Below are 17,562 nucleotides of genomic sequence, written 5' to 3' on the forward strand. Positions count from 1 at the left end.
CAAATCTGCAATGGCATTATAAAATAAGAATTTCGAATAAGTTATTCCTGTACTTTCTGCAAATTTTTCCAAGCATTCCACCTCCTCTTTGGTCATGATTCTACTGCCTGTGATTTTACAAAATATGGCAGCGTACAACGAAACTGGGTATTTTAAAACCTTAATTTGAGTCATCTTTTTTCTCCTTTTTTTCTTTTCTTTCGATTATTTTTTTGAGTTTTATAATCTCACTTTCAAGCGATTCTCTCTTATCACAAACCTTGTTCAAATCTTGCAATTTGAAATGTAATACTTCGATCTCATCATTGATTTTTTCAAAATCTTGATATATCTTATTTTTAAAGTTTGCAGACTTGTCTAAATTAGCAAGGTGCACAGAAAGTGCCTCTTTGATGTGACGCTCGTATAGATCAATATGCCTATTTAACTTGTTTGAATACTCATCGAACAAGGCCCTCGCTATATGTCCTAGCAACATGGTCGATAAAGCAAAGGCGACTACAAAAATTAAAATATATATCATGATTCTATGATGATCAATTTCCATGTTCTAGTTCCTTCCACACAGATGAAATGTAAGTGTGTGACACACTAAATCGATGCTTGGACTTTAGATATATTGAAATTTCACGAAAACTAAATCCCTCAGTTCTTAGCCTCTCAATCACCGACCACAGATTCAACAACTTGTCTCTTTTAACCTTAACTTTAGATTTTCGAAATTGTTTAATAGAGAGATTAGAACTTTTTTCAATATTCTTTAGTTGCATGCTTTTATTTTTCAAGTTTTGCTGATTCTCCAAATTGTAAAAGTTCTTAATAGCCATGTAAAAGGCAACTAAGGGAACAATTTCTTTGATATCTATAAGCTCAATATATTTAAAAAATTGATTTCTCTGCTCTTTGAAGATTTCAATTTGAACAAAAGTGTTTTGTTTTCTAAACCACCTACATAATTTTTGAGTTTCTTCCAGGGAAAACTTTGTGTAAAACACAAAGCTCTCCTCTAATTCTGTCAAATTGAGCTGTTTACTATTTTGCATTTTGCTACTCTACAATTTTTTGATTATTATTAAGTATGTAATTAACCACAGAATCTATTGGGTACTCAATGGTTGCATTTTTTGATTTACCAAGTTTTTTGTACTCTAAATGCAAACCTTGTTTTTTCCATCTGTCGATCGTCGCGACTGACTTATTCAACACCTCCGCAGTTTGCTGTCGAGAGAGCAAAAAAGTTCCATATTTTTTGTAAATCAAATTCCTTATTTCTTGTTTGTCCATGCTTTATCCTTTACAAAATTTTACTAGTAGCTACTTGTAAAGAAAAGTATAGACAATAAAATCAATAAAATAAAGCCCGAAAAATAGGCGTATACAGGAGGTTTGTAGCTATATGTAATTATCTGGAATCATATGTACCCATATGTAAAATGAAGCAAAAATAAAGAAATTTTCACAGTTGCTACTAAAGGTAACAACTATGAAGCAGCAAGTGAATTATTTCGTATTTGTAAGGTCTTCTGCTATCATCTCGGCTTGCTTAAGCACCGTTTCTGTAGCAAGAGCCTGCATATCTGGTGGATAGCCAAATTGTCTAAGCACTCTTTTTACTGCAATTTTTAGTTTTGCTCGTACACTCTCTTTTATTGTCCAGTCGATACTTGCATTTTCTCGCACTTTTTGCGTAAGCACCACGGCAAGCTCCCGCAGCACCTCTTTACTCATAAGCTCTTTTGCACTCTCATTATTTGCAACTGCCGTGTAAAAAGCATACTCAAAATCAGTAAGTCCTAACTCTTTTGGCTCTTTATCCATCGATTTTATGTCTTTACTTATATTGATAAGCTCATCTATCACTTCAACCGCAGTGATAATTTTATTGTGGTATTTTTTGATAGAGTTTTCAAGCATCTCCATCAAAGACTTACTTTGCACAAGATTTGTTTTTGATCTTGTTTTTATCTCATCATTTAAAAGCTTTTTGAGTACTTCAAGAGCGATATTTTTATGCTTCATATTTTTTACTTCAAGTAAAAATTCTTCTGAAAGTATTGAAATATCAGGCTTTTTAATACCGCTTGCATCAAATATATCTATCACTTGCTCTGTTACGAGAGCTTGGTCGATTACCTGTCGTATGGTTGTTTCTATCTCTTCATCACTTCTCGTTTCTTTACTTTCAAATTTTACAAGTCTAGCTTTTACAGCTTGGAAAAATGCGATTTCATCTTTTGCATCCATAGCCTGATCGTGAGGTATGGCAATAGCAAATGCCTGTGAGAGTGCCGTTACTTCCTCAATATATCTTTTTTTACCATCTTCAAGCCCCAAAATATGTTCTTCTGCTTCAATTATCAAAGATAGCTTTCCTCTTGTATCAAGCTCAAAATACTGTTCGTAGGCAAATCCATGATACATTTGAGAAACTATTTCGAGTTTTTCAAGCATGAGTGCTACTGCTTGCTCTTGAGCAAGTGCAGGATCTCCTTTTCCTCCACTATCACTATAAAAAGAAAGAGCTCTCTTTAAATCACTCGCAATTCCTAGATAATCAACCACAAGACCACCTGGTTTATCTTTGTAAACCCTATTTACCCTTGCAATCGCTTGCATAAGGTTATGTCCTTTCATAGGCTTATCTATGTAAAGTGTGTGCATAGATGGAGCATCAAATCCTGTAAGCCACATATCCCTTACAATTACAAGGCGCAGCTCATCATTTACATCTTTCATACGATTTGCTAAATCACGACGCTGCTGCTTAGAGGTATGATGTTTTGCCATTTCAGGCCCATCTGAACTGCTTGCCGTCATAATGACTTTTATAACACCTTTATCCAAATCATCACTATGCCAAGCTGGTCTTAAAGCGATGATTTCATTATAAAGTTCTACGGCTATTCTTCTACTCATAGAGACAATCATCCCTTTGCCATCAAACACTTCCCCGCGATTTTCAAAGTGAGCTACTATATCAGCGGCTACCTCTTTTATTCTGTTCTTGCTTCCAATGAGAGCTTCAAGTTTTGTCCATTTTGATTTGGCTTTTTGCGTTTGATCCATCTCTTCGTAAGATAAATTATCGTCAAGCTCTTTAACTAATTCTTTTCCCTCATCGCTTAGATTGATTTTTGCCAGTCGGCTTTCATAGTAGATTTTTACCGTTGCACCATCTTCCACTGCTTGAGAAATATCATAAATATCTACATAATCCACAAATACTGCTGGTGTGTTGACATCCGTACTCTCAATTGGTGTTCCCGTAAATCCTAGATAAGTAGCATTTGGCAGGGCATCTCTTAAATATTTTGCAAAACCATACACTACTTTTTTTCCTACGACATTGCCATGTTCATCTTTGTCATCTACAGTTTTTGGTTTAAATCCATACTGCGTACGATGTGCTTCATCGGCTATTACTACTATATTTCTTCGCTCAGAGAGCATATCATAGACATTTCCCTCCTCAGGCTGAAACTTTTGAATAGTCGTAAATATTACTCCACCGCTTGCGACTTTGAGCTTTTGTTTTAAATCCTCTCTATCTTCTATTTGCATCGGTTCTTGTCTTAACAGATTGCCACAACTTGCAAAGGTATCAAAAAGCTGATCGTCCAAATCATTTCTATCAGTGATGACAAGAACGGTAGGATTATTGAGTGCTAGTACAATTTTACCCGTATAAAAGACCATTGAGAGTGATTTTCCGCTTCCTTGTGTATGCCAAACAACTCCACCTTTTTTATCTCCGCCCTCACTACTTGCGATTAAGGTTCTTTGGACTGCTTTATTTACTGCGTAGTATTGGTGATACGCTGCTAATTTTTTAACTGTTTCAATAGTTACAATGCCGTTTTTGTCCTCTTTTTTTGATTTTTCAAACACTATAAAACTTCGCACCAAGTCAAGCAAGACAAGAGGATTTAACATACCTTTTATAAGTGTTTCTATCTGAGATATGAGCCTTGAAGCTTCACTCTCTCCATCGCTTGTCTTCCATGCCATATAGCGACTAAGTCCAGATGAAATAGTCCCTGCTTTTGCCTCTATACCGTCACTTATCACACAAAAAGCATTGTAAGTAAAAAGTGATGGGATGAGTGATTTATAAGTACCGATTTGGTTATGGGCTGATTTTATCGTAGCATTTTCATCAACTGCATTTTTTAGCTCAATCACCACCAAAGGTAAGCCATTTACAAAAAGGATGATATCTGGTCGTTTGTTATGTCCATTTTCTATGATAGTAAATTGATTTGCCACGACAAAGTCATTGTTACTCACATCGTCAAAATCTACTAGATGCACTATCTCACCACGAGTGATGCCATCTCTTTGTACATCAACTTTTACGCCCTCTACCAAGAGCTTATGAAAGGTTTCATTGTCGCTTAAAAGTTCGCTTGATTTGATTCGCTCACACTGTTTTATGGCATCATGTAACGCACTCTGTGGCAAAGATGGATTTATTTTCTCAACAGCATTTATAAGTCTATCTTTGAGCAATACATCTTCATGGTTTCTCTCAAGTTCTGGAGCATAGATGTAGTTGTAACCGAGCTTTTCAAAAAGCGTAAGAGCAAAAAGTTCTATTTCATTTTCTGTAATTTTTGTCATTTATGCACTTCCCAATATCCAGATTTTAGGCTTCCAACTCTTGTAAGTCTATTTTGTTCTTTTAGTTTTGCAATATCTCTTTTGATTGTTTTATCTGCTACATCTAATTGATTTGCAAGTTCAGCTATTGTTATATCTTTATTTTCTCTAATGATTTCGATGATTTTATCAACTCTTTTTATTGGGTCATTTTTAGGGACATTTATTGGGACATTGTCATTTTTTATATTTTGAATAGATTTTAAAATCATCTCAAGCATAAATTCAATAAACGGTGTACTCTCTCCAAGCTCAGTTGAGTCTTCTATTGCTTTATAGTATTCTTCTTGATAATCTCTTACTATACTTTCAGTTGGTAGCAGTGAAAAGATAGGATTAAACTTGTTTAAAATCACACTTTGCCAAAGTCTTCCGATTCTTCCATTTCCATCACTAAATGGATGTATAAACTCAAACTCATAGTGAAAGATACAAGATTTTAAAAGCATATGCTCATCACTGTTTTTTAGCCATGAAAAAAGCTTTATCATAAGTTCATTTACCATATTTGGCTGTGGTGCCATATGCTCTGCTACTTTTACATTTACACTTCTAAAACTTCCAGCCGTTGTAAGTATCCCATCCATTAAGATTTTATGAGCTAGTAGTAAGTCACCCAGTTCATCAAATCTATAGCTATCAAGTTTTTCATAAGCTTTTATAGCTCCTTGAACTTCTGCTAATTCTTTTACTGTTCCTAAAACTCTCTTGCCATCCAAAATAGCCGTGATTTTTTCCTCACCTAAAAAGTTACCCTCTATTTCCAAAGTACCTGCCAATGTTTTGATACGGTTCTTTTTTCGTAGCATTGGATTTACTTTTATGGTATTAGTCAATTGAAGTTTTGTGAGCTCTTCACTTATTTGAGTGGAAAGTTTTAATATCTTTGAGGTTATTTTGTATGGTGGGTAGTTATTCATAATAATTTCTCTGGAGGAATTAGGCCACTTCCTTCTCTCCACTCTTCAATCAATTTGTAGTGTTTAAATCCCTCATTCTCTATTTCTTTCCATTCTATATGTTCCAAAACAATTATTTGAAAATCCTCTTTTAATTCATTTTTAAAATATTCAATATGATTATCTAAAATATTTAAAGATTTCATAAACAATTCTTTTTCTTCACTTGAATCAGAAGCTGTTTCATAAAACGGACTATCAGGTTGATCTAGAATTAAAAATTGAGGTATAAACTTAGATGGTTCAAGTTTTTTAATAAATAATCTATGTAATGCTGTAAAAAATGCTAAGTGTAGAAATAAATGATTAGAAGAACTCCCAATATTCTTTATAGTTTCACTATCATCATCAATATCAATAACTTTATCAACATTTTTTAGTTTAATTAATCTATCTTTAAAATCAAAAATTGGTTTATACCCACTATAACCTCTTAAATTAAATTTTACATCTTTAAAAATACTTTGCATATATTCACTTAATGTATCTAAAGTATCACTTCTATCAATTGTAATTACTTCTTTCTTTAGGTTTTTAATTTGATTATCAAGTTCTTTTAAATCTTTACTATAATCTGTATTTTCAATTTTTGTATTATATATTTTCAATGCACTTTTTAACTCACCCAAAAACATGAGTTGTTTGTTTTTCAATTTATCTAATTCTATTTCACTACTTGATAAATTTTTTATATCACTCTCTACACTAACTAAGTCAGTATTTATTTCTTCAATTTCTGAGTCAAGCTCTCTAATTGCAGGTAAGTCTTTGTTTGAGATAAAATCTTTAATACTAATTAACTCTTTTTCTATTGATTCAATTATATTTTTAAGACCGTTAACCTGTAATAGTTCATCCATTTTCAAATTTAAATATGCAATTGGTTTTAAACTATCAATATCTTTTTTTAAACTTTTTTTATACTTTTCATATTGATTTTTATATTTATTATATTTAGATAGCTTTAATCTAAGTTCCAGTTTTCTCTTTTCTAGGATTGCGATTTTGGAAGAATTATCTATAGTTTCTAAGTTATTAATATCTTTTATTATATTTGATAATTCTATCATCGCATCATCAACAGTAAGATTATTATCAATTAAATTTAATGCTTTTGCCCTATTAACAAATTCTGTTTTTTCTTCCTCAAAATTATCTTTTTTTGTTTTTAGAAAATCAATTTTACTTTCAATTCTATCTTTTTTATTTTCTAACTCTTTTAGCTTTTCATTTTTTATCATGTTGTCAATGTTTGTTACACCTAAAGCTATATCTAAAATTCTAATCAATGCTTCTTGATATTTTAAATCTGTTTGTTTATCAAATAAAACTTTATTATGAGATAGAACATCTCTTGTTTGAGTATTAAAAAGCATAAAATATCGGTGTGATATTTTTGTATTTTTTTGTATTTTTTTCCCACCAAATGGGAATTTTACATTATCATTAATTGAAAATTCAGTATGTAGTACATTTTTAATATTTTCTTCTTTTGCATTTGGATATAAGTTATCAGGGATATCACCTGATGAAGAAAAATAATAATCATTTATTTTTGAGCTATGTCTTGCTATAGTTAATGTTTTATTATTAATGCAAAAATTAATACCAAACCATTCTACTCTATCTATATAATCATCACCTTGAACAACTGTATTTTCACTTGATAAAAAACAGTAGTCCAGAATTTCTAGAATTGAAGATTTACCTTTTGAAGGATCACCTGTAATAATATTTACTTTATTATTCTCAAATTCTCCTAATTCACGTTTATAACCATTATCAAGCCATAAAAGTATTTTTTTTATATAAAATTTCATATTTCAATCCTAAATTTAAAATACAATTCATTAATATCTTCTTCTAAAATTTTTACAATATTATTAGATGCTTTATAAACATCATTTAATCTATTTCCTAATTCTTTAGAATTAAAGTTTATGTTTTCTATTTCTTCTTTAATAGGTATGATTTGATTGTTGTTAACCTCAATATATCCCATTTTTTTAGCAAAAATAATTGTATTTAAAGAAAGAGGTAAATAGTTAAAATATCTTTCATTATAATTTAAAAAATACTCCACTTTTGATAATATTAAGTCCTCTATTCCTTTTATTACTACTCTACCATCTTTTAAATATTTTACTAATGGATCATGTAATACTAGTGGTAGAATCAATAAAGATTTTGAATATTCTAAACTATTCATGTTTTTTATAATTGATAGAAAAGACATTAATGAAAAACCTATATTATTGTATGTTTCAAATTTCATCTGAATATTCTTCTTTCCACGTATATTTCCAACCAATTTTTGAAATATCAGACATTTTTATAAATTGTCCTTTTGTAGCTTCTTTCCATTCAATTTTCTGTCCAGCCAAATCTAAATCTTTTTTTAAAACATTTAAATATAACTTCTTAGCATTTAAATCATTTCGATTCGTATCTTCTAAATAAATATCTTGAAACTCTTCATCCCAACTAGTTATAGAATTAGTGTCCAATAAATTTTTGTCATTTTCACTAATTTCTCCATCTTGCAAAAATGTATTTAAATTAGTTTCTATGGCTAATTTATAATAGTCAGCATCAAAGACCTTCTCTTTATCGAATCCTATGTCTAGTAATTGCTTTGCAAAAGTATGATTTAAAATACTTTCATTATTCTTTTTTTCAATGTTTGTTACGAATGGCAACCTTTCACTTTTAGCATTTTGAAAAATCATCAAGGTATCTGTATAAAATTTATCTCTTGTTATTTCAAAGTCTTTTTTATCTTTTACAATCTCAAAAAACTTTTCCTTATACAATCCTGTTAATTCATGGAAAACTTTACTGACTCGACCTATCTTAATACTTCTTCCAAATTGTATTTCTTGTTTAACTACTCCAATAATATCATTGAGGTCAAAAATAAATTCTATTTTTAAAACAAAAGTCTTAAGTAAGAGATTTTCTAAAGTTATTAAATTCTCTATATAATCTTTATTGGTATTATCAGCCTCTAAACTATTAATATAATCAGATATTTTATTTCTAAAACTTACAATATCTTGATTATCTTTCAAGTCTTTTAATGCGTTTAAAAATAAATGTTTTTCACTTTCAGCTTTATTCGTTATAAATACAAAGTTAGTGTTAGTTATAAAATTACTTTTATCTACTTCTAGATTAATTACATCAACCCAATTTGATAATGTCTTCCATAAATCAATATCAGATGTTGTTAGATTTTTAGGGTTACCATATTGATTAGTTTGTCTAGTATGTTTCAACTGTATGAGAGAAAGTGTTTTATTATCTTCTATATGAACATCATCTTTCACTTCAAAGCCTACCTTTTCATCGGCATTTAATTTTAACATTTCTAGTAAATAATAATAAAACTGATATTCAAATCCTAATATCTTATCATCTGCCCTGGTGCTACTCATATTTCCACCCTCACTTCCCCACTCAAAAGCTTTGGCAAGAGTGTATCTCGCAAATTTTCAAGTGTTTGAATTTGTTTTGTATTTTCTATTATCTTTTGATTAGAAGATAATGTAATGCTTTGAAATTTTTCTAAAACTTCATCTGTTGGTAAAAGTATTTCAATGTTTTCAAAATCTGTTTTATTTATTATTGGCATAGTTGTTCCACCTAATGCAATAGCACGAAGTAATGGATAAATACTTTTTAAATATTGAAATACATATTCATTTAGTAAATTATCATTTGATAAAACTAATGAGTTGATTTGTTGATTTGTTACACATTCATTTTTAGTAATTACAACTTTACCCATATCTGAACCTATGCAAGTTACTAATATTGAGTTTTTTGGTAATACACAATTTTTTACTTTATCTTTTCCAATGGTTGATAATTTTCTATCAGAATAAAAAGCATATTTATTATAATTTTTAAAATCCGTTGGAGTTATAAAAAGAACATCTTCACCCCAAAAATCTTCATTACTTGTACTAGGTGTTTTACCTGTAACCACTTTACCTAAATCACTGAGAGTTACAACTTCCCACTCCTCTTTTGCTTCTTCGATAAACCATTGTCTAAAAAAAGTTTGGGCGAGGGATTCTAGGGTTTGGTTTTGGCGATGGAGAAGGTCTATCTTATCATCAAGGCTACTTAATACTTCTGCTATTGCTTTTTGTTCTTCAAGAGGTGGAAGGGCAATATCAAAATTTGAGATTAACCCGACATTTAAATTTTGTTGAGCCGCACCTGATGTCATATTATCTAATCTATCAAAGCTATTCAATAAAAGATAATATATAAAATTGTAGTCTGCTTGTGTAGTATTTAAAGTGATGTTACAACATGCTTGATTTGTGCTTAAAGGTATTTTATTTATTGCAACTTTTCCAGCTGTTGCACCATACATAGCAACAATTACAGAATTTTCATCAATCCATTTTGCAGATGAATTTTGTAATCCTAATTCAGTAATTGCTTTTTCTGTTTGAAAAATTCGACAATTTTTAATTTCTTTCGTATTGAGCCAAGGAATATTTCCATCATAATATTCTGATTTTGAAGTTGATGGGGTTCCTCCTGAAGTCATTCTTGCTGCAACATCCCCTAACTTACACTCTCTCCAACTACTCATCACCCACCGCCTTTGAACTATTTTTTGCACTCTTTGACATAAACGATACAGAAGTCTTATAACTACAAAGCCTATAATATAAGGATTTTAGACTATCTATTAAGCTATCTTTAAAACAAAATGACGAAAGCACTACAGAAGATTTTTTCATTTTGCACTCTCTATAAATTTATAATATGTGCTTCTACCTTGTCCATCTCTTACTATGATATTTTTATCTACTAGGGCGCCAAGTATCTCTTTTGTTTTTGTTTCTCCATATCCTGTGAGGTTTAGTGCCTCTTTTTTTGTGATTTTTCCATTATCAAGAATATAGTTTAAAATCTTTTTCTCTTCTATTTGTAATTGGTCGTAATCACACACAATCGGTCGTAATCGGTCGTAATCGGTCGAATTAGCTCCAGAATCGTCCGTATCCGATACTTTTCCCTCCGTTTTTACCATTTGCGGTCGCACAAATTCTATATCAAAAAAATCTCCCGACTCTTTTGTTTTTGGTTCTTGTATATGAGCTTCACGGCATAGCTCATTCATACGAGATAGCCCGCTTCCCCATTGCTCTATGTAGCCAAGCTCTTTAAATACCCTTGCTACTACTTTGTTTCGTATCTCTGAGCGACCTAAAAGCACTTCATCTATCGTTACACCGTTTGGTAAGCCTCCAGGTGATACGATGTTTAGTATGTCATCATAGATGCCCACTTTTATATCTCGTCCGAAGTTGCTGTAATCTCTGTGCACTATGGCGTTTACTAATGCTTCTCTTATGGCTGGGATTGGTATCTCATAGGTTTCTGTTCTTTGGAGTCCTAAGATTTCAGCTTTTAGGTGTAGATGGTTTTTAATAAAAAGTTCTGTATGTTCAAGCTGAGTAAACAGATCCCCTGTGTATTCTTTTTTGTCAAGAAAAACCGCCATCGTAGTACCCTTGAATCTTGCACATTTTATCTCTACATGCTCATAAAGCCCAAGCAGTATCAGCAGTCCGTGTGTCGGATGGTATGTACCTTGTTCTTGTTTGATAAGTTTTAGGCTTAGTAGTTTGGCATGGTCAAGAGTTTTGCCAATTTTACTAAAAGCATTTTGAAGTGCTCTAAGGTCTAGTGAGTCAAGCTGTGTATCCCAAGCTATTTGCTCATCGAAACTTTGATGCACTCTTTGTCTCTCAAGCTCTTGTATCATCTCAACACTTGCTTGTCTATTTGTAGCACCTAGACGAACATATACTCCGCCATCTTTTCCATGATTTTTCAAATAATAGGGAAGCAGATTTCCCCTTGAAACCTCTATGACCAAAACTATTTTCCCATGGATATTGAGTGTGTAAATATGGGGCAAAATATTTGGATGGCAACTATCAGAGATGATTGAGGCTATACGGTCTTGAAGCTCGAAAATCTCTTTATCATCTATGCCTACTACTTCTCTTTGGTCATTTATACCAACTATCAGCTTTCCACCGCTTGTATTTGAAAAAGCGATTACAGTTTTGGCTATAGAGTCGTTTTTTGGCAATGTCTCTTTAAACTCTAGGGTTTTGCTTTCACCTTCTTTTATAAGCTCTTGTAGAGTCATTTGATAGCTTCCATATCTATTTTGGCTAGGTTTGAGAGTATTCTATCGTTTAGTGCTTTTTCTTCGTTCATTTGCTCCATAAGTTCATTTTGAAGTGTGGTAAATCTCTCTTTGAAATCAAACTCATCTTCGCTCTCTTCTAGTCCTACATATCGCCCAGGAGTTAAGACATAGTTTAAGTCTCGCACCTCTTGAAGGCTTGCACTTTTACAAAACCCTTTTATATCTTCATAGTTTGCACTTTGTACTTTCCATTCGTGGTAAGTTTGGGCGATTTTATTTGTATCATCATCGCTTAACTCTTTTGTTCTTCGGTTTATCAAATGCCCTAAGTTTCTAGCATCTATGAAAAGTATATCTTGAGTCGTTCTGCCTCTTTTCATAAACCATAATGATGCTGGAATTTGAGTATTTAAAAACAGTTTAGCAGGAAGATTTACTACACAATCAACCAAATTAGCTTCAATGAGAGCTTTTCTTATGTCTCCCTCACCGCTTGTGTTAGATGTAAGGCTTCCTTTTGCTAGGACAAATCCTGCAGTTCCAGTAGGTGCGAGATGATATAAAAAGTGTTGTATCCAAGCATAGTTGGCATTTCCTTGTGGTGGAGTTCCATATTTCCATCTTCCATCGTTTCTTAAGAGGTCTCCGCTCCAATCACTTACATTGAAAGGCGGATTTGCAATGATGAAGTCTGCTTTGAGGTCTTTGTGAGCATCGTTTAAAAAAGAGCCTTCATTATTCCATTTTACTTGTGAACTATCAATACCTCTGATGGCTAAGTTCATCTTTGCTAGTCGCCAAGTAGTTTGGTTTGACTCTTGTCCATAGATGGAGATGTCGTTTATCTTTCCTTGATGTTCTACTACAAACTTTTCACTTTGTACAAACATTCCACCGCTTCCACAACATGGATCAAAAACTCTTGCTTTGTAAGGCTCTAACATCTTTACAAGAAGTTCAACTACACTTTTTGGAGTATAGAACTGACCGCCTTGTTTACCCTCAGCAAGTGCGAACTCACCTAAGAAATACTCAAATACATGCCCAAGCACATCGGCACTTCTTGCTTTTGCGTCACCTAAAGCGATATTTCCGATTAAGTCTATGAGTCCTCCAAGAGCTTTTGCATCTAAGTTGTCTCTTGCATATACTTTTGGCAAAACTCCTTTTAAAGATGGATTTTCTCTCTCAATTTCATCCATAGCTTCATCGACAAGCTTTCCAATATTTGGCAGCTTTGCATTGTCTTGTAGGTAGCTCCATCTAGCAGTTAGTGGTACAAAGAAGATATTTTCTGCTTTGTACTCATCTTTATCTTCCGGGTCTGCTCCATCATTAATTTGCGAGAGTAAAGAGTTGTAAAGTTCTAAAAAACTATCAGAAATATATTTTAGAAACACAAGTCCAAGTACAACATGTTTGTACTCTGCGGCATCGATGTTTTTTCTAAGTTTATCAGCACTCTTCCAAAGTGCTGTCTCTAATGATTCTTCTTGTTGTTTTGCTTTTGCCATTTTCCATATACTCTTATAATTAAAATTTATTTCTTTTTATTTTAGCGAAACTTGATGACATATGCGTTCATTTACATTTATATTATAAAATTTAATCAGGATGAACTTGATACAAATACTTTCTAAACCTGAGGCTGTTAGAAACGTAAACAGGAAAAAAGCCTTTACTGGAAAAGGCACAACAAAAATATCGAGTCTAAAACTTAAAACATCCATTGTTCTTTGAGTGCTTGACAAGTATTGATAACGTTATCAAACTGAATCATATTGATTATGATTTAGATAAAGTAATACAAAATAAAATGAAAAGTAAGAATTATTATAAGTAAATTCTACAAATGAAATAATTAGATTTTTACGGAAATCTCAGCACTTTGTTTTGTTTTATGAATTGATCACTTATAAAACTTTACATCGTGACTTTGTTATGAAGATTCAAAATGAATCGTAAACAAAGGCGAGCACAAAAACATGTAAGAAGAATTATTGTTGCATCATTGGATACAAAAAGACTACTTACAAAAGAAGAACTAGCTGCATATTTTGGTAAAAGTACCAACTCTGGTTGGATAAATGGCAAAATGCAAAAAGGAGTGCTCATGGAAGAAATCCATTATTGTAAAATTGGTGGCTCGCCTATGTTTTATCGTGAAATTATCGAAGATCTAATAATTTCAGGTAATCTTCGCTTTTAAATAACAAGCTTCATCCTAATGCCTCACACAAACTCTCCTCTTTACTACAATTCCAGAGTAAGTAGAGAGTGAGAAACTTTATTTTAAACAAACAACACTCAAAAAGAAACCATCTAGAATTCCGTGTCAAATGCTCTTTGCTTTAAATTTTTAGAAATTCCCTTATGAAATTTTTTCTTATTAAATTTTAAGTGTTGAACTTTTCAATGCATTATAAACTTACAATATATTATAAATATGTTGTACAAATATGCTAATAGTGTTATAATCTTAATGATATTTACAATAAATTATAAATGGAACATAGATATGCATGAGCAAATAAAGAAAGATATTGGCAACCTGATAAAAAAAAGACGTGAAGAGCTTAACATGAAACAGGAAACAATACTTGACTATCTTGATATATCGCCTGCGAGTCTTTCAAATATAGAGCAGGGCAAAGCCAACTTTACAATAGAAAAGTTCCTCGATATTCTCAATATATTGGGACTAGAATTAGAGCTCAAAGTAAAAAAGGTCTAATAGATGCAACAGGCTCAAGTATTTCGCAACGATATTTTAGCCGGACTTCTTACGAAAGAGGATAACGGCACTTACACATTTATTTATGATGCAAATTATCTTCAAAGAGATGATGCAAAAAATATAGCTATAGCATTTCCATTACAAAGAGATCCTTTTACATCTTCATATCTTTTTCCCTTCTTTTTTAATATGCTCAGTGAAGGCGGGATAAAAAAGACACAGTGCCATACTTTGAAGATTGATGAAGATGATCATTTTACAAGGCTTATTAAAACCGCGTACGCTGATACTATAGGTTCTATAAAAATTAAAGAGGTAGAATTATGAGATGTTATGGCTGTCTAAAAGAGATCAGTTCAAAATCGCAGTACTGCCCTACATGTAAAAAAAATATATTTGATAATATTGATATAAAACCTTTGAGTTTTGATAAAGAAGAGTTTTATACATTCAGAGCACAAAACACCGATAGGATGTCGATATCTGGTGTTCAAGATAAGATATCGTTGAAGTTTTCAGACAACAATATCCTTGAGCCGGCAAAAGCCAATGGTAGATATATACTCAAGCCTGTGCCAAGAAGTCATGATGTGGCAAGCAAATTAGGCGATATGCCGGCAAATGAGCATATAAGTATGCAGATCTCAAAACAAATTTTTAAACTAAATACTGCCGAGAACTGCTTAGTAGAGTTTAAAGACGGTGAACTTGCCTATTTAACTAAACGATTTGATTATCAAAAAATCGAAGGTATCGTAAAAAAAGCTGAACAGGAAGACTTTGCCTCAATACTTGGATATACGGAAGAACTACAAGATAAAAACTATAAGTATGAAAGCAGCTATGAAGATATAGCAGAGGGGATCAAAAAATATGTTTCCGCTTCTGTTCCTGCTATTGAAGAGTTTTACAAAAGAATCATACTTAACTATCTGATCTCTAATGGTGATGCCCACCTAAAGAACTTTTCACTGTTACGCTATCCAAATAGAGATGATTATATACTCTCTCCCAATTACGATCTACTATTTACCTCGTACCATTTAAAAGATGAACCTGCCATTACGGCACTTGAGCTCTTTAGCGAGTATGAAACTACTGCTTATGGTGCTATGGGATATTATACACTTGAAGATTTTGAAGTATTTGGAAAGATGCTTAATATACCGAACAAGCGTTTAGTCAAAATATTTAAAGATATCATGAACATTGAACCTGAAGTGTACGAACTTGTCAGCCATTCATATTTGAGCGACGAAGCTAAAGAAGCATATATAAGATCTTACGAACAAAGACTCAAAAAGTCTCTGCTTTATTATATAGACAGTTACAAATTTAAAAAGGAAAGTATTCTTGTTAATGGGTTAAGTCTATAATTATCCACTATTTATTTTAAAACAGTACTTTAAAGGATTTGTGCTTCGTCCCTCAGCTCCAAGTACTATTACCCTTATAGAGCCAATGACACCATCAGATTTTTTTGTCAGAATCTTGATTATTTTTGAGTATCTTTTTGCTGTGCTTAGAGATATTTTTGCTTGTTTGGAAATATTGTGATAAGTAAGTTTGATTTTTTTTCGTAATAACACTTTTACAGCAACTTTTATCTTCGAAGCTGTTCTTATTCTTTTTATATCTTTGGTACGAAGTTGAGACTTTTTTTGTCGTCTTGCGACCTCTTTTACATACTCAGAATGAGATAAGTTATCAATCCTTTTAAACCCCATGGTTCCTGTTTTATACTTCTTTGCCGATTTAAAATTATGCTTGTTTTCTTCACAAAACCTCAAGACTGACCTAATGATAGATTTAGGTTTTATGGGCTCATTAAATTGCTCATTTATCAGCTCTGCACGTGCCTCTAGCTTCTCTTTTAAATCTTTATGCTTCGCTATTTTGTATCCATAAAATCGAAGTTGATTGAACAGGTCTATGTGTCTACTACCAGTGCTTTTTAACTCTGATACTTCTATAGCAGCCTTGTACTGCTCTTGTTTAATAATAAAATTTTTAAAGTCTCCTAGATCGTAAGCAAGATCGTTGTATGTGACTCTATACATTTGTGTATTTAAAAAGTTTTTCGTTTGATGATTTTGATAGGCTAAATCTGCACCTATAAGTTGTTTAATGCTATCCACAATAGCTTTATAGTACGTAACAGCTTTTTTATTTTTTTTTGAAACTGGAGTATTGAGCAACCAGAGGAGATGGGCTTTATTGTTGTTTTTATTGAGTGTTTGAATGGTTGGTGTTGGTAAGCCTATAGCATTCCATTCTGTAAGAAGATCTTCATCATCGATATCCATGATGATAGCGTTGAAGTGTGTGTCAGTATTTAGCTGTATCTGAGTATATTTTTCAGGATTCTTTTTGAGATATTTAACTGGTAAAATATTCATATACCCGTAGTTGTTGAAAAGCCTGATTTTGTTAAAGCGCTTTAGTGTTTTATGTAATTCGGTATACTGTTGAAATTTTTGCATTTCCATTTAGCAATTTATCTGAGAGCAAAAAGCTAAAGAGAGCCAAAACTAAAGCTTTTTAAATTACTCTGTGCAAGGACTCAATCGAGCCCTTTAAAAGCAAGTTTTGGCTCCCTGCACACAGTAATTTGCATGAAGAAAGTATAATATTTCTCGAAATTTTTAACCTAAGTCAAAATTTGATTGCAGTTGATGATAATTGAAAGTACATGAAATTTAATGATGATATGAAATTACAATAATTTGATTTTAAAACTTAAGAGAAAGATGATTTTAGACAATTTTTTGACTAAAAATCTGATGATTTTGTACGACTGGTGACTAATGGGTGACAAAAGTGATTTTTTTGTAAACTTAAAACAGTTAGTTTAGTTCGGTATTTACGATGTTTGAAGAGATTTTTTATTGTAGGTGGTGCGGATGAGAGGACTCGAACCTCCACACCGTGAGGCACCAGATCCTAAGTCTGGCGTGTCTACCAATTTCACCACATCCGCATAGTAGAAGTGTTTAACGTCTCTTCAGACAAGTGGT

16 protein-coding genes and 1 tRNA gene are annotated in these 17,562 nt (G+C 32.2%); 4 read left to right on the forward strand and 13 right to left on the reverse strand.

What is annotated here, in order from left to right; genetic code table 11:
* Nucleotides 1-160: 160 nt before the first annotated feature.
* The 11 genes from PHI38_RS05420 to PHI38_RS05470 all read right to left on the reverse strand — a co-directional run bounded on the left by PHI38_RS05420 (nt 161) and on the right by PHI38_RS05470 (nt 13,322).
* On the reverse strand, nt 161-547 hold the full coding sequence (locus tag PHI38_RS05420; RefSeq protein ID WP_299853620.1) for a hypothetical protein: 387 nt from the start codon (nt 545-547) through the stop codon (nt 161-163).
* Nucleotides 537-1,043 carry a hypothetical protein gene (locus PHI38_RS05425; protein ID WP_299853622.1) on the reverse strand — a complete coding sequence of 169 codons (507 nt, stop codon included), beginning with the start codon at nt 1,041-1,043 and terminating at the stop codon, nt 537-539. The genes PHI38_RS05420 and PHI38_RS05425 overlap by 11 nt, the downstream gene beginning before the upstream one ends.
* 4 nt (nt 1,044-1,047) lie before the next feature.
* Nucleotides 1,048-1,284 carry a hypothetical protein gene (locus PHI38_RS05430; RefSeq protein ID WP_299853624.1) on the reverse strand — a complete coding sequence of 79 codons (237 nt, stop codon included), beginning with the start codon at nt 1,282-1,284 and terminating at the stop codon, nt 1,048-1,050.
* A gap of 216 nt (nt 1,285-1,500) precedes the next feature.
* A complete protein-coding gene (locus tag PHI38_RS05435; RefSeq protein ID WP_299853626.1) occupies nt 1,501-4,620 on the reverse strand; it encodes a type I restriction endonuclease subunit R in 3,120 nt (1,039 codons plus the stop codon).
* Nucleotides 4,617-5,579: a Fic family protein gene (locus PHI38_RS05440; protein ID WP_299853628.1), complete on the reverse strand. Its 963-nt coding sequence runs from the start codon at nt 5,577-5,579 to the stop codon at nt 4,617-4,619. The genes PHI38_RS05435 and PHI38_RS05440 overlap by 4 nt, the downstream gene beginning before the upstream one ends.
* Entirely contained in the window at nt 5,576-7,438 is a 1,863-nt protein-coding gene (locus PHI38_RS05445) for a DUF3732 domain-containing protein (protein WP_299853630.1), read from the reverse strand. The genes PHI38_RS05440 and PHI38_RS05445 overlap by 4 nt, the downstream gene beginning before the upstream one ends.
* Nucleotides 7,435-7,893, reverse strand: a complete 459-nt coding sequence (locus PHI38_RS05450) for a three component ABC system middle component (protein ID WP_299853632.1) — start codon at nt 7,891-7,893, stop codon at nt 7,435-7,437. The genes PHI38_RS05445 and PHI38_RS05450 overlap by 4 nt, the downstream gene beginning before the upstream one ends.
* Nucleotides 7,883-9,055, reverse strand: coding sequence for a dsDNA nuclease domain-containing protein (locus tag PHI38_RS05455; RefSeq protein ID WP_299853634.1), 1,173 nt, complete (start codon nt 9,053-9,055; stop codon nt 7,883-7,885). The genes PHI38_RS05450 and PHI38_RS05455 overlap by 11 nt, the downstream gene beginning before the upstream one ends.
* On the reverse strand, nt 9,052-10,230 hold the full coding sequence (locus PHI38_RS05460; protein WP_299853636.1) for a restriction endonuclease subunit S: 1,179 nt from the start codon (nt 10,228-10,230) through the stop codon (nt 9,052-9,054). Before PHI38_RS05460 ends, PHI38_RS05455 begins: the two co-directional genes overlap by 4 nt.
* A 147-nt stretch (nt 10,231-10,377) precedes the next feature.
* Nucleotides 10,378-11,805 carry an RNA-binding domain-containing protein gene (locus PHI38_RS05465; RefSeq protein ID WP_299853639.1) on the reverse strand — a complete coding sequence of 476 codons (1,428 nt, stop codon included), beginning with the start codon at nt 11,803-11,805 and terminating at the stop codon, nt 10,378-10,380.
* A complete protein-coding gene (locus PHI38_RS05470) occupies nt 11,802-13,322 on the reverse strand; it encodes a class I SAM-dependent DNA methyltransferase (protein WP_299853641.1) in 1,521 nt (506 codons plus the stop codon). Before PHI38_RS05470 ends, PHI38_RS05465 begins: the two co-directional genes overlap by 4 nt.
* A gap of 440 nt (nt 13,323-13,762) precedes the next feature.
* On the opposite strand from PHI38_RS05470, the gene PHI38_RS05475 reads away from it, so the two are divergent.
* The 4 genes from PHI38_RS05475 (at nt 13,763) to PHI38_RS05490 (ending at nt 15,921) form a co-directional block, all read left to right on the forward strand.
* Nucleotides 13,763-14,017 carry a hypothetical protein gene (locus tag PHI38_RS05475; protein WP_299853642.1) on the forward strand — a complete coding sequence of 85 codons (255 nt, stop codon included), beginning with the start codon at nt 13,763-13,765 and terminating at the stop codon, nt 14,015-14,017.
* 309 nt (nt 14,018-14,326) lie between these two features.
* Nucleotides 14,327-14,542 (forward strand): helix-turn-helix domain-containing protein, encoded by a 216-nt coding sequence (locus PHI38_RS05480; RefSeq protein ID WP_299853644.1) that lies wholly within the window; start codon nt 14,327-14,329, stop codon nt 14,540-14,542.
* Between the two features lie 3 nt (nt 14,543-14,545).
* Nucleotides 14,546-14,872: a HipA N-terminal domain-containing protein gene (locus PHI38_RS05485; protein ID WP_299853646.1), complete on the forward strand. Its 327-nt coding sequence runs from the start codon at nt 14,546-14,548 to the stop codon at nt 14,870-14,872.
* On the forward strand, nt 14,869-15,921 hold the full coding sequence (locus tag PHI38_RS05490) for a HipA domain-containing protein (RefSeq protein ID WP_299853648.1): 1,053 nt from the start codon (nt 14,869-14,871) through the stop codon (nt 15,919-15,921). The genes PHI38_RS05485 and PHI38_RS05490 overlap by 4 nt, the downstream gene beginning before the upstream one ends.
* Here the strand turns inward: PHI38_RS05490 and PHI38_RS05495 are convergent, their stop codons facing one another.
* Together PHI38_RS05495 and PHI38_RS05500 are read right to left on the reverse strand one after the other, a co-directional pair.
* Nucleotides 15,922-17,028 (reverse strand): replication initiation protein, encoded by a 1,107-nt coding sequence (locus PHI38_RS05495; RefSeq protein ID WP_299853650.1) that lies wholly within the window; start codon nt 17,026-17,028, stop codon nt 15,922-15,924.
* 412 nt (nt 17,029-17,440) lie between these two features.
* Nucleotides 17,441-17,525: transfer RNA gene (locus PHI38_RS05500), tRNA-Leu, on the reverse strand.
* Nucleotides 17,526-17,562: the final 37 nt, after the last annotated feature.

Source organism: Sulfurimonas sp. (assembly GCF_028694895.1).
In the GTDB taxonomy this organism is placed as follows: domain Bacteria; phylum Campylobacterota; class Campylobacteria; order Campylobacterales; family Sulfurimonadaceae; genus Sulfurimonas.